This window comes from Bathymodiolus heckerae thiotrophic gill symbiont, assembly GCF_900128515.1.
Lineage (GTDB): Bacteria > Pseudomonadota > Gammaproteobacteria > PS1 > Pseudothioglobaceae > Thioglobus_A.
In genome coordinates this window covers 1-23,501 of record NZ_FQTP01000021.1, presented here as the reverse complement: position 1 = coordinate 23,501, position 23,501 = coordinate 1, and the positions used below count along the sequence as shown (strand labels likewise).

Genomic DNA, 23,501 nt, shown 5'->3' with positions numbered 1-23,501 from the left:
TGGTATCGTTCATCGTTAGTCAGTTGTTGATAATTCATTGCAATTTCCCGTAGTAAGAAAATAGCAAAGTTTATTACAACTGGCTATTTAATTACAATTAAAATTGCACTTGTTATGCGAATTCAAGAATTATGAACGAGCACTTATTAATACAAATTGTTTTGTTACTTGCCATTACTGTGATAACGGTTTCTATATCGCGTCGTTTGGATATTTAGATATTAATCCTTTTTTCCAAAACTCTAATTCTACATTACCTGTTGTTTTACGAGCTGTCCAATACTCTCCATCTAACTCTATTTTTTTATTATTAATTATAATATTAAAAGAAATCGTTCCAAAATGCCGAGCACTCCTCTCTTTTATTGTCTCCTTTGGGTTGCTATCATATGAATACACTAATTTTAAAATTTGCTCTTCATTTTTAATTATAAAATCACTAGAAAAACTATGACTTGTCATTTCAGCCGTTCGCATAACGCAACTTATTGAAATAAAAGATTGTTTAATAGTTAAAATTACAGGTATAGGGTCTAGATTTTTTCCTGTATCAGTATCAATCCATGTTGATTTTATTTTTCCCTTCCATGTTCCATTTAAATCGGGAAAGGGCACCAACTTATTATAAAAATATTTAAACTTCCAGAAATATTTAACAAATAAAAATATAAGTAAACTGTCAAGGGTTACTATTATTGGTATAAATTTTAAATATTCAAACAATGTATTGTTTTCTGAAACTGGAAAAAATGTAGCAATAATCAAATACACTGCTATAGAAAATATAATCAATATCCATAAATACAATTTCTTATTTAAATTATTCAATCTCTAAACTCCAAATATTCCCACATTCTTTGTAAAAATTTATTTACCATAACAATATTCCATTTTTTATCATTAAAAAGATAAAGAATTTCTGATACTTCTCCCCATTGTTTACATTCTTTTTTCTGGTCTTTTGTTTTGAAATATAAATATCTAATAGATTCTTTTACTCTATTTTCATGAGTATTGTTTTCAATAAAAATATTATTAGGAACATTCCACAATAAGCATTCAATTAAAAACGAAGAAATATTGCTATTAACAGGTTCACCATTGTCAATCATATGGTATCTAATTTTTTTGAAGACTCTTACGGTTCGCTTAAATCGCCTCTGGGTTTCAGTATTTTTTTCTTTTCCATTTTCGATGTGCTGCTTTGGATAACTAATCACCTCCTCTCCATTCTGGGCATCAATTTTATGCCCTTCAATAAAAATATCTGGATCTCTGCTACCATTATAACGATAGTTTCTATACTGAAAACACGGCACCGCATCGGACTCAATATGATAAGAATTCGACTTAATTTTGATAGATTTATTGCCAGGTGTTATATTTTCATTGCCAAATTTATTGGCGAGTGTTTTTATAACTGCACTTCTATAAGTGGGAAAATCATAATTGCTGGCAGAAAACCCATAATGATCTCTTGTGAGTCCTTCAGGATATTTTGAGGAAAAAGTATCTTTAAGCATGATACAAACATCTATATCGCTATTAGCTCTTACATTTGTATTGCTAGCATATGAGCCTTGCACAAAAATTTCTATGTCTTTATCTTGTAAATCTTCACTAGATTGAATTGCATCTTTAACCATTTTAACGGCATTAGAAATCTTTTGCTCTTCACTTGTACTAGCAGCACTACTCCAATTTGTTAATGTTTCTTCTGAAAATTTACTCATAATCAAAATTCCTTTTTAAATACAAAAATATACTCATGCTTAAAAATATAATAATCACTACTCAAAGCACGATACCGCCTAATACCCCCTATGCCTAATTTTCCACGATTGCCTTCAATGTTTTTGATAATAGTGCCTTTGAGTTTGACTTTAAAGTTGCGCTTTATCATATCCATACAATAAAAACCTAATGGTAGAACTTCGCTGTTTTTATAAACATCGCCAATAACAATGGCGAATAAGCCAAAAGTGATACATTTTCACGATAACTCATTTCTCTTAATGAAGAGTCATAAGTGCGATTAATAAGATTATAAGCATTTTGCATGCTAACAACTTTAGGTAAGCTTTCTCGTTCCGATGCATTTAAAAACTGCATTAAACCCCAAGGCCATTCATTCGATAAACCAATGTGTCTAATTTTACCTTCTTTGATCAACTCACCCAAAGCCTCAAGTGTTTCAGCAAAGGCGGTATATTCACGCTCCTGCTCAGGATCAAACAGGTACTGACCAAACATTGGCGTATTACGCTCTGGCCAATGCAGTTGATATAAATCAATATAATCCGTCTTTAAGCGCTTAAGAGAGCCTTCTACAGCGCTGCGTAAATTGGTACGATTAAAGGCATGATTTCCTTCTCGAACCCAAGGCATGCCGCGCGCACTGCCAGCTGCTTTAGTGGCTAAGATAATTTTATCACGTGAATTTTTCTCAACCCAACTACCGACAATATTTTCAGTTGAAAACGCAGTATCGGCACGTGGTGGTACAGGATACATTTCTGCCGTATCAATAAAATTAACACCTTGAGAAAATGCATAATCAAGCTGTTGATGCGCTTCTTTTTCAGTATTTTGCTGGCCAAATGTCATGGTACCTAGACAAATATTAGACACTTTTAAATCGCTATCACCGAGCTGATTATATTGAATACCCATGGAAAAAATTAATCGTTAAAAAGACGGCATATTACCATAATATGAGAGTAATTATTGACGTTACAAACTAGCGAAATAACCACTCATCTAGGTATAATCAAGTTCATATTAAACATCTAGGTTAACAGCATGTCTGGCAATTCTTTTGGAAAATTATTTACCGTAACCACTGCTGGAGAATCTCACGGCGAAGCGCTGATTGGCATTGTAGATGGCTGCCCTCCTGGAATGGATCTTTGTGAAGCTGACTTGCAAGGAGATTTAGACCTTAGAAAGCCAGGCACTTCTCGCCACACAACACAGCGTCGTGAAGAAGATTTGGTTAAAATTTTGTCGGGCACCTTTGAGGGAAAAACCACAGGTACACCAATTTCATTAATCATTCAAAACACCGATCAACGCTCAAAAGATTACGGCAATATCGCCAACACTTTCCGCCCAGGTCACGCTGATTACACTTACGATCAAAAATATGGCTTTAGAGATTATCGTGGTGGTGGTCGATCATCTGCTCGTGAAACAGCGATGCGCGTTGCTTGTGGTGGTATTGCTAAGAAATACCTGAAACAAGAATTTGGTATAGAAATTAAAGGCTACTTATCTCAATTAGGTCCGATTACTTTTGATAATTTTGATTGGAACGAAGTGCATAACAACCCATTCTTTTGTCCAGATGTAAACAAGGTTGGTGAATTAGAAGAATATATGGATTCTCTTAGAAAATCAGGCGATTCAATTGGTGCACGCGTTAATGTGGTTGCAACCAACATGCCTGTTGGACTGGGTGAGCCTATTTTTGACAGACTTGAAGCTGACGCTGCCCACGGCATGATGAGTATCAACGCCGTTAAAGGTGTTGAAATTGGCGCTGGCTTTGACTGTATCACTCAAAAAGGCACAGAGCATCGCGATGTAATTACTATTGATGGTTTTAAATCTAATCATGCTGGTGGCACATTAGGTGGCATCAGCTCTGGTCAAGATTTACTCGTTTCTATCGCGCTCAAACCAACTTCGAGCTTACGCCTGCCAATTGAAAGTATTGATAAAAAAGGCAACCCAATTAAGGTAATCACCAAGGGTCGTCACGATCCTTGTGTAGGCATTCGTGCAACGCCAATTGCTGAAGCAATGTTGGCAATGACCATTATGGATCACGTAATGCGTCATAGAGCTCAAAATGCTGGTGTTAAATGCTCAACACCTATTGTGCCTGGCTCTAGCTCATAATTTTTTTTACTACCTAATTAACCCACAAGGAAAAACATGTTGTTTTCATTGATTAATAAATACGCCTCTACAAATCCTAAAAATGATATTTTATCTGGATTAACGGTTGCTCTTGCACTCGTACCTGAAGCTGTAGCTTTTGCTATAATTGCCGGTGTTAACCCATTAGTTGGCTTGTACGCTGCATTTACCATTGGCTTGGTAACTTCAATCGCAGGTGGTCGCCCAGGCATGATCTCTGGCGCAACAGGTGCTGTTGCAGTTGTAGTTGCACCTTTAATCGCCATGATTCTTGATCAAGGTGGCACAATCGAACAAGCCACAGAATATTTATTTGCCGCGGTAATTTTAGCTGGAATTTTTCAAATATTATTCGGCGTACTCAAGTTGGGTAAATTTATTCGCTTAGTGCCACATCCTGTATTCTTGGGCTTTGTTAACGGCATTGCCTTGGTTATCTTTGCCGGACAGATCAAACAGTTTGAACTGGATGATGGATCTTGGATTACAGGTGAGCCGTTAATGATCATGCTAGCCATCGCCGCAGTAACAATGGCTGTGATTCATTTCTTACCAAAACTCACTAAAACCGTACCTGCAATTTTAGTTGCTGTTATTGCAGGTACTTTAGCAGTCATTATCTTAGGTATTGAAACACGCACCGTGGGTGACATAGCCTCTATTAAAGGTGGTTTTCCTCCCTTTCACATGCCAAACGTACCTTTTGACTTAGAAATGCTGAAAATAATATTGCCTTTTGCAATAACAATAGCAGCAGTTGGCTTAATTGAAAGTCTACTAACATTAAACCTTGTTGATGACCTAACAGAAACTACAGGACAGCCAAACCGCGAAAGCATTGGCCAAGGTCTTGCAAACTCAACAACTGGCTTGTTTGGCGGCATGGGTGGTTGTGCAATGGTGGGTCAAAGCATTATTAACGTCAATTCAGGTGGTCGTGGTCGTCTATCAGGTATTGTCGCTTCACTTACGCTATTAGCATTTATTGTTTACTTATCTGAATATGTTGAAATGATTCCTATCGCCGTATTGGTTGGCGTAATGATGATGGTAGTCATTGGCACATTCCAATGGTGCACATTAAAATTGTTTGGAAAAATACCAGTATTAGACATTATTGCCGGCATCTCGGTAGCTGTTATTACTTTATGGACTAGTAATTTGGCGCTAGCAGTTATTGTTGGTGTTATCTTATCCGCTTTGTCTTTCGCATGGGAATCGGCCAGCAAAATCTATGCAACAAAAGAACAAAATGAAAATGGTGACAACGTCTATAAAATTAAAGGTGTACTGTTCTTTGCTTCAAAGGAGCATTTCCAAGAATTATTCGATCCAAAATCAGACACAAATAATGTTTACGTAGATTTTGAAGAGGCTCGAGCGCTAGATCATTCCGCTATTCAAGCAATTGATAAACTGGCAGATCGTTACAAAAAATTAGGAAAAACACTGCATTTACAACACTTAAGTGCCGAATGTAGATTACTGTTAAAAACAGCCAAGAACCTTGTAGAAGTGAATATTTTGGAAGACCCAAAATATCATGTTGCTGATGATAAATTGGCTTAGCTTTAATATTATTAGACTTATATTGACTCTTGATTATTAATGCTATTAGCCTTATATTAGTAACAATATAATTCATTTTTATTATTTGAGGAAAATATGAAAAATACATTATTCGCGATTGTACTAATATCAAGTTCTAGCATGGCCAATCAGCATCAATCCTTTCAAAATAATTTTTTTGATAGCGGCTTTAACAATAGTGTTTGGTCAAATTTTAACGATCAATTTCAACAATTTAATAATGAAATGCGCAGCTTACAAAATAAAAATACTTTTGGTACACAAACAAATCGATATTTTGACGAATTAACCAGCAGTTATATTATTGAAATTGCCGTCAAAGGGCTGACAAAAGAAAATCTAGACATTTCTACTAAAAGCAATATGATTCATATTAATGGTAATGTGCAAAAAATAGAAAAAACAACGAACAGTTCGCACACCTCATCTAGTCAATTTTCACAATCATATTCTTTGCCAAATGATGCAGATAAAAACAGTATTAGTACAAAATTCAAAGAGGACATACTAGTTATTTCAATTCCAAAAAGATAGCTAACCAATTCACTTACCTGCCTTTTTCATCACCCCAAAGTAGCTTGTGCATTTGCACTTGCATGCGAACATTTAGCTGAGCTTCAATAATCCAATCTGCCAATTGAGTAGGGGTAATTTGATCAAACACTGGTGAAAACAACACACCTGCATCAGTTGAGTATTCACCCAAAATATCTACACTCCAGTCAAAATCGGTTCGCGAACCGATTACAAACTTAAGCTGGTCTTTTTCTTGTAGTTTTTCAATATTACTATATAGGTTTTGACTTGATTCATTTGAGCTTGGCGTTTTAACATCCATAACAATTGAAACACCTGGATTGATCTCGCTAATGTCAATACTGCCACTGGTTTCTAGTGAAACTAAGTAATTATTTTTAACCAAGGTATCGAGCAAAATATGGCAATTTATTTGAGCCAAAGGCTCGCCGCCTGTAACGCAAATATAGCGCGTATTGTATTGTTTAATTTCGCCAATAATCTCATTAATACTGACAAGATTATTACCCTTGAAAGCATACTCAGTATCACAATAAGAACATCTCAGCGGGCAGCCAGTTAGGCGAATAAAGGTAGTGGGTAAGCCGACTTCTCGGGCCTCACCTTGTAATGAATAAAATATTTCAATAATGTTTAAATCGGTTGTCATAAGACTGCTTTAAATTGTGAGTCTTTTAAATGTTTAATTTGGTTACGTGTATCAGCGGCTTTTTCAAATTCTAAATCACTGGCAAATTTGTACATCTGCTTTTCTAAAGATTTTATTTCTTTAGCTAATTGCACTGGAGATAACTGAATAATAACTTGCTCTTCATTATCCCCACTTACCTCTTCACTGGTTAAATCTGTATCTAAAATGTTAATGATTGGCTTCATTACACCTCGAGGTGTAATGTTATTTCTCTCATTATATAATTGTTGTTTTTCGCGTCTTGCTTGAGTGACATCCATGGCTTTTTTCATCGACTTGGTAATTCGATCAGCATACAAAATAGCCTTGCCATTTATATTTCTTGCAGCTCGCCCCATAGTTTGAATTAATGATCTTTCTGAACGTAAAAAACCCTCTTTATCTGCATCTAATATCGCCACTAAAGACACCTCTGGAATATCCAAACCCTCTCGTAGTAAATTAATACCCACTAGAACATCAAATACACCCAAACGTAAATCCCGAATAATCTCTACACGCTCAACAGTGTCAATATCAGAATGTAAATATCTAACTTTCACCCCGTGCTCATTTAGATAATCACTGAGCTGCTCAGACATTTTCTTAGTTAAAGTGGTCACCAATACACGGTCACCAACCTTAACACGTTTATTAATTTGGCTTAATAAGTCATCTACCTGAGTACCCACAGGTCGCACTTCAATTTCAGGATCAAGCAGTCCTGTTGGTCTAACTACTTGCTCAGCAATTCGACTTGAAACATCAAACTCATATTGCGCTGGCGTTGCTGAAACCAAAATACATTGATTAATTTTTTTCTCAAATTCATCATACTTGAGCGGTCGATTATCCAAAGCAGATGGCAATCTAAAGCCGTATTCAACCAATGTTGTTTTTCGCGCCCTATCACCTTTATACATGCCACCAATTTGACTGACAGTAACGTGCGATTCATCCAAAATAACCAGCGAATCTTTTGGCAAATAATCTAGCAAAGTTGGTGGCGACGCACCAACTTCTCGAGATGATAAATAACGAGAATAATTTTCAATACCGGTGCAGTATCCTAGCTCACGCATCATTTCAATATCCATATGCACGCGCTGAGTAAGGCGTTGCTCTTCAATTAATTTATTTAAAGATAACAACTCTTTTCTACGAACTTTCAGCTCATCTTTAATATCATCGAGCATATTCAAAATCTTAGATTTTGGCGTCACATAATGCGTTTGTGGATAAATTGTAATACGTTGTAATGATTTTAAGCGCCCTCCTGTTAGTGGATCAAACCAATACAGGCGTTCAATTTCTTCATCAAACATTTCAATGCGTAATGCCTGCTCTTCTGAATCAGCTGGGAAGATATCAATTACCTCGCCTTTCACTCGAAAATGACCTCTTAACAAGGTGATGTCATTACGGGTATATTGCATTTGCGATAGTCGAGACAATATTTCTCTTTGATTAGAGATTTCACCCACACTTAAATGCAAAAGCATTGACATATAACTTTCAGGATCACCCAAGCCATAAATAGCCGACACACTAGCAATAATAATTACATCATCTCGCTCTAATAAAGACTTAGTAGCAGACAAACGCATTTGCTCAATCTGCTCGTTTATTGACGAATCTTTTTCAATAAACGTGTCAGATGCAGGAACATAAGCTTCAGGCTGATAATAATCATAATAAGAGACGAAATACTCGACTGCATTATGCGGAAAGAATTCTTTCATTTCAGCATACAGTTGGGCGGCCAAAGTCTTGTTTGGCGCCATAATCAAACTTGGTTTTTTAGTTTGCTTAATGACATTGGCAAGCGTAAATGTTTTTCCCGATCCGGTTACACCCAGTAAGGTTTGAAACTTTTCCCCGGCATTGATCCCATCAACCAGTGTTTTAATAGCACTTGGCTGATCTCCGCTTGGAGAAAATTGCGATTCTAATTGAAATTTCTTGCCCACTAGCTGGTTTTTTTCATTAACATTAACATTCAATTTTAATCTATTTTTTATTAATAATCATGCCAGAGTTTCTTTCTCAAAGAGTTCAAAAAGTTAAGCCTTCCGCCACCCTTGCTGTAACAGCCAAAGCTAATGAACTTAAAGCACAAGGCATTCAAATTGTACCCATGGGATCTGGTGAGCCCGATTTTGACACACCAAAGAATATCCAACAAGCCGGCATTGACGCGATTAACAATGGTGAAACTCGTTATACCGCTGTTGATGGCACGCCTGTTTTAAAACAAGCAATTATTGATAAGTTTAAACGTGAAAATAATTTAAAGTATTCAAATACAGAAGTTATGGTCTCGTCTGGTGGTAAGCAAGTATTTTACAACCTGTGCCAGGCTGTGCTTAACGAGGGTGATGAAGTAATCATTCCTGCACCATACTGGGTGAGCTATCCAGATATGGTAATTCTAGGTGATGCCACACCTGTTATCGTTGAAACCGGTTTAGAGCAAAATTTTAAAATTACACCAAAACAATTAGAAGCAAGCATTACAGGCAAAACAAAATTATTTGTTATTAACAGCCCTTCCAATCCAACAGGTGCAGTTTATACAGAAGCCGAGCTTCAAGCATTGGCTGACGTACTAAAACAGCATCCACAAGTGTTAATCATTACAGATGACATTTATGAGCACATTCGCTGGGGTAGCGATGATTTTGTTAATATCGTTATGGCTGAGCCCGCTTTAAAAGATCGCACTATTATCTTAAATGGCGTTTCTAAAGGTTACGCCATGACTGGCTGGCGTATTGGTTATGCAGGTGGTCCTGAAGTTATCATTAAAGCCATGAAAAAAATCCAAGGACAGTCTACCTCAAATCCGTGTTCAATCGCCCAAGCAGCCGCTTTAGAGGCTCTGAATGGTGATCAAAGCATCATTGGAACAATGGTTGATGCTTTTGAAGAGCGTCATGAATTTATTATTAACGCGCTTAATAATATTGATGGCATTGAATGCCCAAGATCACAAGGCGCTTTTTACTCATTCCCGAGAATTGAAGGTTTAATCAAACGTCTTGACCTTAAAGATGATGTTGAATTTTCAGCTTATTGTTTAGAAAAATTAAACATTGCTTTAGTGCCAGGATCTGCCTTTGGTACACCAGGTTATATCAGATTCTCATTTGCAACTAGCATGGACAATATTAAACAAGCAGTAGAAAAACTCGCTAGTATTTAATGCTAAAAGAATGGTACATAGTTTATACCATTCTTAATTCTCTAAAGAAATAAAAAAAAGGCCTGTCATATAGACAGTCCTTTTAAATTTTGGCTCCTCGAGCTGGGCTCGAACCAGCGACAAATGGATTAACAGTCCATTGCTCTACCAACTGAGCTATCGAGGAATAAAACGTAAATTATAACGGCTTTTAGCATTGAGTCAATCTAAAAAACAGTTATTTTGGTAATTAATTTAGTAACCTGGTGCCGGAAAACTATTGCTATTAGCAGGTGTAAAACCTAAAAATCCTTTTTGACCATAACCTTCAAAACGACCATTGCCACGAGCTTTTCCGTAACCATCTAATTGACCTTGATAATATGAATCAGCATTGGCTTTTGTATAGCCATCAGCGTAACCAGCGCCACGAGCCTCTAACTTAGCAGCGTACTTGCTATCTGCACGTGCGTAACCTTTATTTGTCGTTGAATTCTTGTTGTTGTAATAAAAACCCCAGTCAGAATCATTAACCATGTCATTGATATTGTTCATCGGACCCCAGTTTTGATCAGCATTGAATGGGCCAAAATCTGAACCACTATTAAAAGGACCGAAATTTGATCCTGTGTCCATTGGGTTCCAATTTGTACTACCATTGCCAAACGGATTCCAAGCATCCATTATGCCGTTGTTATTTGAGTTATTATTATTTTCCCATGGCATCCATGGAGAGGCACTTACAACTGAAGATACTAATAAAATTGAGCTTAATAGTGTTTTTTTCATCATGTTCATATTGACACCCCTTTATCTTTATAAATTTTGAATGGAATTGATATATTATACACTATTTATATTATGGCTTTATAATATATTTTTAATGAACGTAAAAAAAGGGTGCTAAAGCACCCTTTTAATAATCAATTAAATTAATTATCTTGCAGCTGGTACGTATTGATCACGTGAATCTACAGCGGCATTTGCTTTTGCATCAGCATAACCTTTAGCATATGCATCAGCAATACCATTAGCAAAGCCGTCAGCTGCGCCTTTAGCGTATGCATCAGCAACACCTTTAGCGTCAGCAGTTGCAACACCAGCAAACTTACCGTCTATAGTAGCGTTAGACTTGTTAGAAGTTTTGTTCTTGTTGTTGTAATGGAAACCCCAATCAGAATCGTTGTTCATGTCGTTGCTGTTAGCAAAAGGACCCATGTTGTTGCCGCCGTTGAAAGGACCCATGTTTGAACCACCGTTGAAAGGACCCATGTTGTTGCCGCCGTTGAAAGGACCCCAGTTAGAACCACCGTTGAAAGGGCCCATGTTAGAACCACCATCGAAAGGACCCCAGTTAGACATGCCGTTTGAGTTACCAAAACCGTTGTTGTTTAAGTTACCAAAACCGTTGTTGTTTGAGTTACCAAAGAAAGCTGAAGCTGAAGTAGCTGCTACTAATGTAGTAATTGCGATAATTTTTTTCATGTTAATCTCCTAGATTATTATGTTGTTCTAACACCTTCATTAGTGAGGTGTTTTAAAGTGCTGAACTGTTGTTCTGCATGGGGAATATTATACAACAACAATATTAGAAGTCAATTATATTCTAATATAATTTTTACTAAATATTAAAAAAGCTATTACAACAGTACTTATAGAGGTAAAAAAAATATTAAAAAAAATGCAAATGACGCAATTATTAGCCGATAAATCGTAAATTTATAGATAAAAACAGTGTTTTTTAATCAAATATAAGAACAATCAAGATAAAAATTTAGCAAATACTAACAACCTGAGTTAATTTAACAAAATTTAGCAAATAATCGAAATAGCCAAATAAAGGGATTTCTTTACATATAGTTAGGTTGTTAAATTTTAACCATTTATGATTTATGGCAGACGTAAAAAAAACCAGCCCGAAGGCTGGTTTTTTTAACTTAAATAGTTGGTGGTTTAACTATTATTTTGCAGTATCTCTGCTGTCAGCAGCTGCTGCTGCTTTAGCATCAGCGTAACCTTTAGCATATGCATCAGCTTGACCTTTAGCAAAACCGTCAGCTGCGCCTTTAGAGTATGCATCAGCTGCACCTTTAGCGTTAGCGTCTGCAGTACCAACATATTTGCCATCAGCAGTTGCGTTAGAAACGTTGCTAGTCTTGTTCTTATTGTTGTAATGGAAACCCCAATCAGAATCATTATTCATGTTGTTGTTATTTGCAAATGGACCCATGTTTTGAGCGCCATTGAAAGGACCCATGTTTGAACCACCGTTGAAAGGACCCATGTTTTGGCCACCAGTAAATGGACCCATGTTTGAACCTGAGTTAAAAGGACCGAAATTTTGGCCGCCACTCATAGGACCCCAGTTGCCCATACCGTTTGAGTTGCCCCAACCGTTATTGCCGCCATTGTTACCAAAAAAAGCTGAAGCTGAAGCTGCTGCCATTACTGTAGCGATTGCTACTACTTTTGTTACGTTTTTCATTATTTTTCCTCTCAGAGTTATTTTTATATAGGTTTTCAGTTCATAAGTTAATATTCACTTATGGCTCATAATACGTAACTTATTACGTATTGCAACACTATTAGTAGAGTGTAATACTATGATATAGATTGAATTAGTCTATTTAAAGTATTACTTGGGCGCATTACCTTTGTAAGTAATGCTGAATTAGGTTGGTAATAACCACCGAGCTCTACTGCTTCACCTTGAACTGAGTTTAGTTCAGAAACAATGACTGACTCATTAGCTAATAATGTTTCTGCTAATGATGCAAACTGGGCTTGTAATTCAGTATCTTGTGTTTGAGTTGCTAACGCCTGTGCCCAATACATCGCTAAATAAAAGTGACTGCCACGAGTGTCTAACTCGCCCACTTTACGTGATGGCGATTTATCATTATCTAAAAACTTAGCAGTCGCCTTGTCCAAAGTGGTGGCCAACACTTGCGCTTTAGGCATGTCGAATGTAGCAGCCAAGTGCTCGAGTGAAACCGCTAAGGCCAGAAACTCACCTAATGAATCCCAGCGCAGATGATTTTCAGTAATTAATTGCTGTACATGTTTAGGTGCCGAACCACCTGCACCCGTTTCAAATAAACCACCGCCATTCATGAGTGGCACAATAGACAGCATTTTGGCACTTGTACCAAGTTCAAGAATCGGAAATAGATCGGTTAGATAATCTCGCAGCACATTACCCGTTACTGAAATCACATCATTACCATCTTTCACTTGTTGCAAAGTAAATCGGGTGGCCGCTTCAGGTGACATAATTTGAATATCAAGATCAGTCGTATCGTGATCTAACAAATACTTAGTGACTTTTTTAATCATCTGAGCATCATGCGCACGATTTTCATCCAGCCAAAAAATAGTCGGTAAATTAGTCGCTCTAGCACGCTTAACCGCAAGCTTAACCCAATCTTGAATTGGCGCATCTTTAACCTGGCACATGCGGAAGATGTCGCCCACTTCTACTGACTGCTCAAGCAATACATCGCCATCTGTTGAAATGACACGCACCACACCTGCTGCTGACATTTGAAAGGTTTTATCATGAGAGCCATACTCCTGTGCTTTTTGCGCCATTAAGCCCACATTTGATACAGAGCCCATGGTGGTAGGATCAAATGCACCGTGCTGCTTACAAAAGCTAATGGTTTCTTGAAAAACACCCGCATAGCAACGATCAGGAATCACTGCCATGGTGTCTTGCTGTTTACCATGTTTATTCCACATCTGACCCGAGGTTCGAATCATTGCTGGCATCGACGCATCAACAATGACATCACTAGGTACATTTAAATTAGTGATGCCTTTGTCAAAATCAACCATGGCTATATCAGGCTGCTTGGCGTATACCGCTTCAATATCGGCTTTAATTTCTGCTTGCATATTAGGGTCTAAATCTTTAATCTTATTTAAAACATCGCCTAAACCATTATTCGCATTAATACCTAATTCTTTAAAAACCAGCGCGTGCTTGCTGAATACTTCCTTAAAAAAGACGCTTACCACTTGACCAAAAACAATAGGGTCAGAAACTTTCATCATTGTGGCTTTCAGGTGCACAGAGAATAAAATGTCTTTATCTTTTGCTTCAGCAATAGCTTGCGCTAAAAAACCTTGCAAAGATAACTGACTCATAACAGATGCATCAATGATTTCACCTTTTTGTAATGAGCTTGATGTTTTTAATTCTTCAATTGAGCCATCAGCCGCTTCAAATTGAATACTGAACTGCTTCACATCAGTGATGGTAATTGATTTTTCTGAGCCGTAAAAATCCCCTTCGGACATGCTGGCGACAACAGTTTTGGAATCAGTCGACCAAACACCCATTGAATGAGGATTTTTCTTGGCGTAGCTTTTTACCGATGGCGGTGCGCGACGATCAGAGTTGCCTTCACGTAATACCGGATTGACCGCACTACCCAACACCCTGGAAAAGCTGGATTTAATAGCCTTATCTTCGTCATTTTTAGGGTCGGATGGATAGTTTTGAATATCATAGCCGTGAGCTTGAAGCTCAGAAATAACCGCTTCTAGCTGAGGCACAGAGGCGCTAATATTCGGCAATTTAATAATATTGGCATCTACTGAGGTTGCAATTTGACCTAACTCGCTTAACGCATCACCCATTTTTTGTGTCGGGGTTAGCTTCTGTGGAAAATTGGCAATCACTCGAGCAGCCAAAGAGATATCACGAGTCTCAACTTCAACATTTGCAGCAGATGTAAATGCTTTGATTATTGGTAATAATGAATATGTTGCTAATGCTGGTGCTTCATCAGTTAGGGTATAAATAATCTTAGTTTTTTGTGACATGGAGCTTCCTGTGGGAATAATCAGCTACTTATAGATGGTTAAAAAATAATGTTATTAAACACCTAGCTGATTACGTTATTTGTAAACGTAGTATTTTAGCATCCTCACCGTTTGAGTAATATTTTTTGCGCATATCAATCAACTTAAAGCCGTAATGTTGATAAAAGCTTATCGCAGTTATGTTTGATTTTCTAACTTCCAAAAGAAGTGAATTAATGGCACTGCCCTGCTGATGCTTTAGTAAATTATCTAGCAATTGCTTGCCTAGACCTTGTTGTTGAAATTTAGGGTCAATACAAATATTCAATATATCAATAAATTCAACAGACTGCAGGGTTAGTAAATAGCCTGCTATTTTTTTATCAACAAGAATTAGCTGAATCTGAGTATTAACATTATCAAACGAATCAATAAACTTTTGTTTATTCCAAGGCTGCTGATAAGCTCGCAGCTCAATGGCCAAAATCTCATCTAAATCTTGAAGCGTTGCGAGCCTAAAGGAAGTACTGATAGGCTTTATTATCTGTTTCGTTTTGATAAAAATATCCAAGCTCATCAAAGTTTTTCTCAAGCTGAGTGGAATCTGATGCCTGTAAGCCGATTAACACACGGCCAAAATCAGCACCATGATTACGATAATGGAATAAAGTAATGTTCCAATTGGTACCTACTTTTTTAAGGAAATTTAACAAAGCGCCTGGACGCTCTGGAAATTCAAATCGGTACAACACTTCGTCATTACAATTACTACGGCCACCAACCATATAGCGAATATGGGTTTTAGCAATAGAATTATCACTCATGTCTAGTACATCAAATGAATCTGATAATTTATCAAGTAATTGCTTTTTCTCGCTCAGACCTTCGCTGAGTGAAACGCCCACAAAAATACGCGCTTGGGTGTCAGAACCATAGCGATAGTTAAATTCAGTAATAGAATGATTTTCTAGCATTTGGCAAAACTTTAAAAAGCTGCCTAGCTTTTCATCAATGGTAACCGCAATAATAGCTTCAACATGCTCACCAATATCTGCACGCTCCGCAATATAACGCAACCTGTCAAAATTAACATTTGCACCTGAAACTACAGAAATTAGATTTTCATTTTTAAGTGAATGTGTTTTTACATACTTTTTAATACCAGCCGTTGCCAGTGCGCCAGCAGGCTCAGAAATTGAACGCACATCTTCATAAATATCTTTAATCGCTGCACAGATCTCATCATTACTAACTAAGATAACTTCATCCACCACTTGCTTAGCAATTTCAAAGGTTTTTTCACCAATTTGTTTAACTGCCACACCATCAGCAAAGCGCCCTACTTCTGGCAAAATGACGCGTTTATTCTGTTTTAGCGCTTCATATAGCGTTGGAGAATCTTGTGGCTCAACACCAATGACTTTTATTTCTGGCGCATAGTGCTTGATGTAAGTTGCCATGCCAGCAATCAAACCACCACCACCCACAGGGATAAAAACTTTATCAATACCTGAAAGCTGCTCTAGCAATTCTTTAGCAACCGTCGCTTGACCAGACATCACCTCAATATCATCATATGGATGAATAAAGACTAAATCCTGCTCTTGCTCTAACTGCTTAGCATACTGATAGGAATCGTCATACACATCACCATGCAAGACCACCTTACCGCCTAATTGCTCAACCGCATTAACTTTAATTTTTGGGGTTGATAATGGCATGACGATAACTGACTCAATGCCTAATTTTTTAGCCGACAAAGCCACACCTTGGGCATGATTACCAGCACTTGATGCCACAACACCCTTGGCCGCTTGATCGGATGTTAGCGAGGAGATTTTTTGATAAGCACCTCTTAATTTAAAAGCGTGGATTGCAAGCTCGTCTTCTCGCTTTAGATAGACGTTATTCTCTAAGCGCTTAGATAATTGAAATGCTCGAGACAAAGGGGTAACGTCGACAACATCGTATACACGTGTATTGTCGGCTAGCTTAACAATGTTGTGCATGTAACTCCTGTAAATAAGCAACATCAACAAAGGTTGATTCTGTCGAATTACCTTTGATTATCTCAAAAGGCTGATCTGACTCACCTAGATTACTCAATATGGCACACGCACCTTCAAATTCATGAGTATCGGTATATTCATTAACTGTGATCAATGTCTTTAATCCAGCTTGCGTAGCAGAGATAATACCATTATAAGAATCTTCAAATGCTAGACATTTATCTGCATCAATATTCATAGCCTTAAGTACATAAGTATAGATATCGCCAGCTGGCTTAAGATTAGGCACTACATCACCTGCGCCAATTACCTCAAACCAATCTAGCGCCTTTTTGCCCAATGTATTAGCAATAAGAGCATCAACATTTGCTGGTGTTGTTGTTGTGGCGATAGCCATACGCAAGCCTGTCGCCCTTGCTTCGTTAAATAGTCGCTCAACACCTGGGCGCAAAGACACAGCGCCTTCATCCATCAACCTGACATAAATATTGGTTTTTAATTTATGAATCGAAGCGACAAAATTATCTAAATCATGGTGCTGAAAATCCGACTTGTACTTTTTTAAATAATATTTAATTCGTAACTGCCCACCGGTCACATTAAGCAACTTATGATAAAGTTCATTCGACCATTCCCAATCTAGAGCTAATTCTTTAAAAGCCAAATTAAAAGCAACTAAATGCCCATCTTTCTCAGTGTTTGCAAGGGTTCCGTCAACGTCAAAAATTAATACTTCTAATGCCATAATGGTTTTTTTAATTAAATAAGTGAAAAATAAATTGCTATTTTAAGTCACTTTAGGTATAAACATATTTTTTTTAATTTAATCTTAACAATCATGTCACAGACAGACTACCAAGATATTCCAAATTACTCTCCAAAAGCAAATGAAGAGTTTATGAGTACTGAGCAACTTAATCATTTTAAAAACAAGCTGGGTGTTTGGCGCGATCAACTAGTTGATGATGCTGAATCAACTATTAATCATATTCAAGAAGATTCAACACAAGTGGCTGATATTAATGACCGTGCAACTTTAGAAGAAGAGTTTGCTTTAGAGCTTAGAACGCGCGATCGTGAGCGTAAGTTAATTGGAAAAATTGACAAAACACTACATATCATTGAAATGGGTGATTACGGTTATTGTAAAACTTGTGGCGCTGAAATTGCTTTAGTTCGTCTTGAGGCTCGTCCTACTGCAGACGAGTGTATTGATTGTAAAACTATCGCTGAAAAGAGAGAAGTTTAAGTCTAAAAATGCTGATAAGACTGACAAATCTTATCTAGTCCTTCGATTTTCAAGCCTTGTTGTTCAGTAGCAAGGCCGATTTTTGTTAGTTTGATATTCAGCTCTGTTTCAATTACCTTTAAAGCATCAATATTCTCTTTTGGCACGCTAAAGCAGAGCTCATAATCATCACCGCCTGCTAGCGGTAAACACCAATCATTGGTTTCTTGTACATAATTAGCCACTTCCCGACTTAACGGTATATCGGCTAAATTGATTGTTACACCCACTTCAGAGCGCTCAAGTATATGACTTACGTCCTGCTTTAAACCATCTGAAACATCAATACAGGCATTAGCAACACCGAGCAACGCTTGGCCTAATGCTACTTGTGGTTTTGGCGTATTAAACTGCTCTAGCAGACCTTGACTAGGCTCAACCCCTTGTTGAAGCTGATTCCAAGCTAGAGCCGCATCGCCAAGAGTATTAGAGATAAATATAGTGTCACCCACCTTAGCTGACGACCTTAACAAGGCCTGTCCTTTTGGCACGGTGCCAGTGACGTTAATGGTAACACTTAACTTGCCTTTGGTAGTATCGCCACCCAGTAAATCAACTTTGTATTGATCAGCTAATAACTTAAGTGACGTTGAAAACTCTTCAAGCCAAAGTTCATCAAATTCTGGCAATGTTAAGGCTAGTGTAAAGTATTTAGGTGTTGCGCCCATAGCAGCCAAATCACTCAGATTAACGCTGAGTGATTTATAAGCAATATCGGCGGCAGAGGTATTTTGTGGAAAGTGTACACCCTCAATCAAGGTATCAACACTGGTTGCTAATTGATAATCTGGTTTGATTGAAACGAGTGCACAATCATCACCAACACCTAATGAATTTAAATCTTGGGCATTCCAATTGAAATATTTTTCAATTAGATCAAACTCATTCATTGAGGATGTTTTTGCGCGATTTTTTGCTCAATCTCTCCACGACCTGCGTTATACATTGAGCCAGAACCAAGTACTGCCGATACCAACACAGCAAAGAATAAAGGCACAATGCCTAGTAACGTTAAGATTGATCCGACAATACTAGTGCCATCCATACTTGTAGCTCCGCCATCACTCATTAGTAATTCCAATGAAGTAATCAGGAAATAAAACACGTACGCTGAAATTAAAATTTTGTAACGATTTAGCGATAGTTGCCAATGTATATAAACCAAATACGGATCATTTTGTTTGGCTTTTTTAGTTTTGAAAAAAGTATAAGCCACAATCATGATGGAAATAACAATGGTTAAACCAATGGCAACATTAAGACTGGTATTTAATAGTTTAATTAACCCTAGTGAGCCAATAACATGAACAAGAATAGCATTAATGGTAAATAACTCATGTGCGGCTTTGGCGTCTTTGCGCACTTGCTCGGTTGTGTCTATTTTAATAATCATGATATTATTTTACACCATGCAAACAATCAGCTCAAACCTCAAGTGGTTTTTACATATAAGCGTTATCAGTGTTAGTGTGATCAGTTACATCGCGTACTGATTTGATCTCAGGAAATCGATTTCGAAGTTGTGTTTCAACACCTTGCTCCAATGTTGCTTTAACAGAAGAACAACCCTGGCAGCCGCCACCAAAATTAAGAATCACATCCATATCTTTAGTGATTTCAACCAAGTCAACAAAGCCACCGTGTGATGCTAATCCCGGACTAATTTCAGCAGCCAACACGTACTTAATTCTTTCTTTTAAAGGTGCATCAGCCTTCGGCTCTTCACCTTTAGCGTTTGGCGCGGTAATGGTTAGTTTTTTACCTGTGCCTTCATCTTTTAAAGCAACCTCAGATTCTTTTAAATAAGGAAAGTTAGCTTTATCAACATAAGCAAAAAAACCTTCGTATTCAAACTTTTCATAGCCTGTTGTTAAATCTTTAGGATGACAGAAATTGAAAGATACTGTTGCTGCAGGCGTACCTGCTCTTTCCACATCAACTTTCAGACCTAAATCAGAGTCATCTTGTTGGGAAAATAAATCTGCAACATAGTTTCTTGCCTCATCCGTAATATCAAACATAGCTATCCTTGGTTAAAAATTATATTATCGATCAAACGAGTTGATCCTAGAAATACTGCACATAATATCGCAATTTTACTCGTATTATTAGTGATTTTACTAAGGGTATTTGCGTCCAACACCACTAAATAATCCAATTTAAAATACTGCTGTAACTGTTTGCGCGCAGCGGGTAGGTCTAGCTCATTTTTTTGTAATTGCAGCAGTGTTTTGCGCAACTGAACAGCTATTTTTCTCTCATTAGCCGACAAATACTGGTTGCGCGTACTCATTGCCAAGCCGTCTTTTTCGCGAACAATTGGTGCTGATAAAATTTTAACACCTGAGCTAAAACGCTTAATGATATGAAGTTGCTGATAATCTTTTTGCCCAAATACCGCCACTTCGGGGCGGATAATATCAAACAAACGCCCAACCACTTGCACCACGCCGGTAAAAAAATGCGGACGGGTTTTACCGCACAAAATTTGCCCAATTTCACCCACTTCTACACCAAAATGCACCCCATTAGGGTAGATTGTTTCAATACTGGGGGTGAACGCACAATCCACTTGAAGCTCTTTTAATAGCGATAAATCACCCTCTAACGTACGCGGATAATCGCCAAAATCCTCCCCTTCACCAAACTGAGCTGGATTAACAAAAATACTCACCACAACTTTGTCAGCTGCCTGTGAAGCTTGAGTGACTAAAGATAAATGCCCTGCGTGCAAACCACCCATGGTAGGCACAAAAGCAATACTTTGATCTTTAGATCGCCAATCATCAAGTGTACTTTGTAAGTTTGTAATCGTATTAAAAACTTGCATAATATTTTTTTAATGTTTTTTTTGTATTTAAATTATTTTACGGTTGTTTACTTAGAGCAAAATTGAAAAAAATACGCCAATGGCGTTGGATTTATTTTTGCATACTCTAATAAAACATAATACAGTGCTTTATTGCTATTATTAACAATAGGAGGTTTTATGCCAATTTTCAAACACTGCGCTAGGATAATCAAACGTCCAATACGCCCATTGCCATCACTAAATGGATGGACCATTTCAAAATGATAATGTGACTTTGCAATATCACTCAGGTTTTGAATATTACGATATTCTGCCACCCAACTCTTTAATTCTTCTTTAATATCTTCTGGATGGATAAGTTGTGTATTTACATCAGGCAAAACCCTTTGCTTAGTAAAAAATTTCCCAGCATTATCAATCAAACCACGCATTAACACTTTGTGCCAATCTTTAATTTTCTGAGAATCAATCTCCACTTGAAAATTTTGAGTAATTTCTTGAGTAGCGTGAAAGATATTTTGCACTTCCAATACCATTGTAGCCTGGAAATTATTAGGCACAATATTGTTAAGTACAATTGCGTTAAAATCTAATTCTTGCGTACCTGTTTCAATTTCAAGAGATCCTGCAGCAATATTTCTAACGGTTTTATCCATTACAGTGGGCTCTAACAAAAAATCGCCCAAATCAATACCTTTTATAATTTTGCCTCCACCATCAATATTTGGCAAAAATATATACCTACACCACAATAAATCAATTTTATCTTGATTTTTAAGCTTAATCTTTTGTACGTGATCACGCCATGCAGTCAGCGTCATTCGAGTAATACCTAGCGCTTGAGAAAGTGCAACTGATGTATTGTAATAAGCCAATAAATCATCAATCTTTTTGGCATATAAAACACTTTTATAATTAAAATTCATAGTGTATAGTTTTTTGTATACTTTTTAATTATTATACACTTTTTGTATAATAATTCTTATAATTTTTAAAAACTATACAAATTAATAACTGTGTTGATCTGTGGGAAACTCTTGATTCTTTACTGAGTGAATAAAAGCATTGACTGCCGCTTTAATATCACCAGAATCAGCTAAAAAGTTTTTGACAAATTTTGGTAGCCTACCCTGAGTAATACCGAGCATGTCGTAACTAACCAAAACCTGGCCATCGCAATTAATACCCGCACCAATACCAATAGTCGGTATGGTTAATTCATTGGAAATTCTAGCGGCTAGTTTGGCGGGCACACATTCAAGCACTAATACGCAAACACCTAAAGACTCTAACAACAAAGCATCATCAAGTATTTTTTTGGCACTTATCTTGTCTTGACCCTGAACTTTATAACCACCCATTTCAACGACCGATTGAGGCTGTAAGCCTAAATGTCCACACACTGGAATATTGTTTTTTTGTAAAATTTCAAAAGAAGTTTTATGCTCAAAGCCACCTTCAAACTTAACCATTTGAGCACCAGCATCAATTAGTCGCTTAGCATTTTCCAATGTTTGCTCAGCATTGGTATAACTCTGATACGGCATATCAGCAATTAACAGTGCCGAATCAACACCACGTGCAACTGCTTTAGTATGATAGATCATATCATCCATGGAGACATTCAAAGTATTTTCACCACCTTGAATAACATTACCGAGCGAATCACCCACTAAAATTATATCAACGCCACACTCATCAAATAACTTGGAAAAAGAAGCATCATATGCGGTTAAACAAGTAATCTTTTCAGCTTTGGTTTTATAAATTTTCAACTCTGATAAAGTCATAACTTGGTTAATTCAAATTCGCCCAATTCATCAATAAGATTTTGAATAGGGCCTAAAACAGGCACCTTTAAATTATCCTCCAACTCAGCTAATGGAATTAATACAAACGCTCGGTTCATCATTTGAGGGTGCGGAATGGCAAGCTGTTTTGATGCAACTACTTGAACACCATAAATAATAATATCTAAATCAATGGTTCTAGCACCCCATTTTTTTTCACGCACACGATGCTGTTGAGTTTCTATATCCTGACAAACATAAAGCAATTCTAGCGGCGTTAAATGTGTATTAACCTGAACAATAGCGTTAATATAATCTGGCTGTTTTGAGCCATCCACCGGCGGTGATTGATACAAGCTTGATAAGTTAACCACCTCAACATCTTTGGTAGTATGTAGCGCCATTACCGCATCTTTAATTTGTTGTTTTGGATGGTTAAGGTTTGACCCTAATCCGATATAGGCTAACAATGTATTAAAGTCCCTACATGCTCACCAACGCTAAGCCTGGTTAGAATATTTTTTTCCCTACCTGAAGAAATAATGGTGCTAGTGTTTGACTTAGCTGCTGTTTTCGCCGCCAATACTTTAGTATACATGCCGCCAGAACCCAAAGAGCCTCCGGTTCTAGAAGCAACTGTTGTAAGCTTTTCATCTTCAACGTGAATACGATCAATCAGCTTAGCGCTTTCATCCTTTCTAGGATCGGCATCATACACACCACCTTGATCTGTCAAAATAATTAGCTGCGTCGCACCAACTAAATTAGCCACCAATGCAGCCAAGGTATCGTTGTCACCAAATTTAATCTCTTCTGTAGCAACGGTATCATTTTCATTAACAATAGGCACTGTGCCTAATTTAAGCAACGCATTAAGTGTGGCTGAGA

The 23,501-nt window shown here is 37.3% G+C and carries 26 protein-coding genes and 1 tRNA gene; 5 read left to right on the top strand and 22 right to left on the bottom strand.

What is annotated here, in order from left to right; genetic code table 11:
- Positions 1 to 192 precede the first annotated feature (192 nt).
- From BTHERMOSOX_RS04200 to BTHERMOSOX_RS04185, 4 genes are read right to left on the bottom strand one after another with little or no spacing between them, the layout of a single operon-like run.
- Positions 193 to 828 (bottom strand): Cap15 family cyclic dinucleotide receptor domain-containing protein, encoded by a 636-nt coding sequence (locus tag BTHERMOSOX_RS04200; RefSeq protein WP_138119737.1) that lies wholly within the window; start codon positions 826 to 828, stop codon positions 193 to 195.
- Positions 825 to 1,733 carry a nucleotidyltransferase domain-containing protein gene (locus BTHERMOSOX_RS04195; protein ID WP_138119735.1) on the bottom strand — a complete coding sequence of 303 codons (909 nt, stop codon included), beginning with the start codon at positions 1,731 to 1,733 and terminating at the stop codon, positions 825 to 827. Before BTHERMOSOX_RS04195 ends, BTHERMOSOX_RS04200 begins: the two co-directional genes overlap by 4 nt.
- Positions 1,734 to 1,735: 2 nt before the next feature.
- Positions 1,736 to 1,909, bottom strand: coding sequence for a hypothetical protein (locus tag BTHERMOSOX_RS04190; RefSeq protein ID WP_249360597.1), 174 nt, complete (start codon positions 1,907 to 1,909; stop codon positions 1,736 to 1,738).
- Positions 1,910 to 1,920: 11 nt separating this feature from the next.
- Entirely contained in the window at positions 1,921 to 2,673 is a 753-nt protein-coding gene (locus BTHERMOSOX_RS04185) for an aldo/keto reductase (protein ID WP_138119733.1), read from the bottom strand.
- 129 nt (positions 2,674 to 2,802) lie between these two features.
- Here BTHERMOSOX_RS04185 and aroC point away from each other — a divergent pair, with 129 nt between their 5' ends.
- The 3 genes from aroC to BTHERMOSOX_RS04170 all read left to right on the top strand — a co-directional run bounded on the left by aroC (position 2,803) and on the right by BTHERMOSOX_RS04170 (position 6,048).
- Positions 2,803 to 3,903: a chorismate synthase gene (gene aroC, locus BTHERMOSOX_RS04180; RefSeq protein WP_138119731.1), complete on the top strand. Its 1,101-nt coding sequence runs from the start codon at positions 2,803 to 2,805 to the stop codon at positions 3,901 to 3,903.
- A 39-nt stretch (positions 3,904 to 3,942) separates the two neighbouring features.
- A complete protein-coding gene (locus BTHERMOSOX_RS04175; protein WP_138119741.1) occupies positions 3,943 to 5,493 on the top strand; it encodes a SulP family inorganic anion transporter in 1,551 nt (516 codons plus the stop codon).
- Between the two features lie 96 nt (positions 5,494 to 5,589).
- A complete protein-coding gene (locus BTHERMOSOX_RS04170) occupies positions 5,590 to 6,048 on the top strand; it encodes an Hsp20/alpha crystallin family protein (RefSeq protein WP_138119729.1) in 459 nt (152 codons plus the stop codon).
- Between the two features lie 13 nt (positions 6,049 to 6,061).
- Here the strand turns inward: BTHERMOSOX_RS04170 and queE are convergent, their stop codons facing one another.
- Positions 6,062 to 6,700, bottom strand: coding sequence for a 7-carboxy-7-deazaguanine synthase QueE (gene queE / locus BTHERMOSOX_RS04165; RefSeq protein WP_138119727.1), 639 nt, complete (start codon positions 6,698 to 6,700; stop codon positions 6,062 to 6,064).
- A complete protein-coding gene (gene uvrB / locus BTHERMOSOX_RS04160; RefSeq protein WP_138119739.1) occupies positions 6,697 to 8,691 on the bottom strand; it encodes an excinuclease ABC subunit UvrB in 1,995 nt (664 codons plus the stop codon). The genes queE and uvrB overlap by 4 nt, the downstream gene beginning before the upstream one ends.
- Positions 8,692 to 8,750: 59 nt before the next feature.
- Here uvrB and BTHERMOSOX_RS04155 point away from each other — a divergent pair, with 59 nt between their 5' ends.
- Positions 8,751 to 9,926: a pyridoxal phosphate-dependent aminotransferase gene (locus tag BTHERMOSOX_RS04155; RefSeq protein ID WP_138119725.1), complete on the top strand. Its 1,176-nt coding sequence runs from the start codon at positions 8,751 to 8,753 to the stop codon at positions 9,924 to 9,926.
- A gap of 90 nt (positions 9,927 to 10,016) precedes the next feature.
- Here BTHERMOSOX_RS04155 and BTHERMOSOX_RS04150 read toward each other — a convergent pair.
- From BTHERMOSOX_RS04150 to BTHERMOSOX_RS04115, 8 genes are all read right to left on the bottom strand, one after another.
- Positions 10,017 to 10,092 (bottom strand) — tRNA-Asn (locus BTHERMOSOX_RS04150).
- Between the two features lie 68 nt (positions 10,093 to 10,160).
- Complete coding sequence (locus tag BTHERMOSOX_RS04145; RefSeq protein ID WP_138119723.1) at positions 10,161 to 10,703, bottom strand: hypothetical protein; 543 nt, start codon at positions 10,701 to 10,703, stop codon at positions 10,161 to 10,163.
- A 138-nt stretch (positions 10,704 to 10,841) separates the two neighbouring features.
- Positions 10,842 to 11,390: a hypothetical protein gene (locus tag BTHERMOSOX_RS04140; RefSeq protein WP_138119721.1), complete on the bottom strand. Its 549-nt coding sequence runs from the start codon at positions 11,388 to 11,390 to the stop codon at positions 10,842 to 10,844.
- A gap of 475 nt (positions 11,391 to 11,865) precedes the next feature.
- Complete coding sequence (locus BTHERMOSOX_RS04135; protein ID WP_138119719.1) at positions 11,866 to 12,390, bottom strand: hypothetical protein; 525 nt, start codon at positions 12,388 to 12,390, stop codon at positions 11,866 to 11,868.
- Between the two features lie 116 nt (positions 12,391 to 12,506).
- Positions 12,507 to 14,735 carry an NADP-dependent isocitrate dehydrogenase gene (locus BTHERMOSOX_RS04130; RefSeq protein WP_138119717.1) on the bottom strand — a complete coding sequence of 743 codons (2,229 nt, stop codon included), beginning with the start codon at positions 14,733 to 14,735 and terminating at the stop codon, positions 12,507 to 12,509.
- A gap of 70 nt (positions 14,736 to 14,805) precedes the next feature.
- Positions 14,806 to 15,291, bottom strand: a complete 486-nt coding sequence (gene rimI / locus BTHERMOSOX_RS04125) for a ribosomal protein S18-alanine N-acetyltransferase (protein WP_138119715.1) — start codon at positions 15,289 to 15,291, stop codon at positions 14,806 to 14,808.
- Complete coding sequence (ilvA, locus tag BTHERMOSOX_RS04120) at positions 15,230 to 16,723, bottom strand: threonine ammonia-lyase, biosynthetic (protein ID WP_138119713.1); 1,494 nt, start codon at positions 16,721 to 16,723, stop codon at positions 15,230 to 15,232. Before ilvA ends, rimI begins: the two co-directional genes overlap by 62 nt.
- Positions 16,707 to 17,468 carry an HAD-IA family hydrolase gene (locus tag BTHERMOSOX_RS04115; protein WP_138119711.1) on the bottom strand — a complete coding sequence of 254 codons (762 nt, stop codon included), beginning with the start codon at positions 17,466 to 17,468 and terminating at the stop codon, positions 16,707 to 16,709. The genes ilvA and BTHERMOSOX_RS04115 overlap by 17 nt, the downstream gene beginning before the upstream one ends.
- Positions 17,469 to 17,561: 93 nt before the next feature.
- Between BTHERMOSOX_RS04115 and dksA the strand changes: the two genes are divergently transcribed.
- Complete coding sequence (gene dksA, locus BTHERMOSOX_RS04110; RefSeq protein ID WP_138119709.1) at positions 17,562 to 17,972, top strand: RNA polymerase-binding protein DksA; 411 nt, start codon at positions 17,562 to 17,564, stop codon at positions 17,970 to 17,972.
- 2 nt (positions 17,973 to 17,974) lie between these two features.
- Here dksA and thiL read toward each other — a convergent pair whose 3' ends face one another.
- From thiL to BTHERMOSOX_RS04070, 8 genes are all read right to left on the bottom strand, one after another.
- Positions 17,975 to 18,901, bottom strand: a complete 927-nt coding sequence (gene thiL / locus BTHERMOSOX_RS04105; RefSeq protein ID WP_138119707.1) for a thiamine-phosphate kinase — start codon at positions 18,899 to 18,901, stop codon at positions 17,975 to 17,977.
- Positions 18,898 to 19,404, bottom strand: a complete 507-nt coding sequence (locus BTHERMOSOX_RS04100) for a hypothetical protein (RefSeq protein WP_138119705.1) — start codon at positions 19,402 to 19,404, stop codon at positions 18,898 to 18,900. Before BTHERMOSOX_RS04100 ends, thiL begins: the two co-directional genes overlap by 4 nt.
- 49 nt (positions 19,405 to 19,453) lie before the next feature.
- A complete protein-coding gene (locus tag BTHERMOSOX_RS04095; protein WP_138119703.1) occupies positions 19,454 to 20,032 on the bottom strand; it encodes an NfuA family Fe-S biogenesis protein in 579 nt (192 codons plus the stop codon).
- Between the two features lie 2 nt (positions 20,033 to 20,034).
- Positions 20,035 to 20,841: a pantoate--beta-alanine ligase gene (gene panC, locus BTHERMOSOX_RS04090; RefSeq protein WP_138119701.1), complete on the bottom strand. Its 807-nt coding sequence runs from the start codon at positions 20,839 to 20,841 to the stop codon at positions 20,035 to 20,037.
- A 47-nt stretch (positions 20,842 to 20,888) separates the two neighbouring features.
- A complete protein-coding gene (locus BTHERMOSOX_RS04085) occupies positions 20,889 to 21,749 on the bottom strand; it encodes a Fic family protein (RefSeq protein ID WP_138119699.1) in 861 nt (286 codons plus the stop codon).
- 81 nt (positions 21,750 to 21,830) lie between these two features.
- Positions 21,831 to 22,613: a 3-methyl-2-oxobutanoate hydroxymethyltransferase gene (gene panB, locus BTHERMOSOX_RS04080; protein ID WP_138119697.1), complete on the bottom strand. Its 783-nt coding sequence runs from the start codon at positions 22,611 to 22,613 to the stop codon at positions 21,831 to 21,833.
- The gene (folK, locus tag BTHERMOSOX_RS04075) at positions 22,610 to 23,083 is read right to left on the bottom strand and encodes a 2-amino-4-hydroxy-6-hydroxymethyldihydropteridine diphosphokinase (protein ID WP_138119695.1); all 474 of its coding nucleotides are present in this window, start codon (positions 23,081 to 23,083) and stop codon (positions 22,610 to 22,612) included. The genes panB and folK overlap by 4 nt, the downstream gene beginning before the upstream one ends.
- The coding region (locus BTHERMOSOX_RS04070) for an amino acid kinase family protein (RefSeq protein WP_488153931.1) at positions 23,077 to 23,501 on the bottom strand (425 nt) is incomplete at its 5' end. The genes folK and BTHERMOSOX_RS04070, both read right to left, overlap by 7 nt.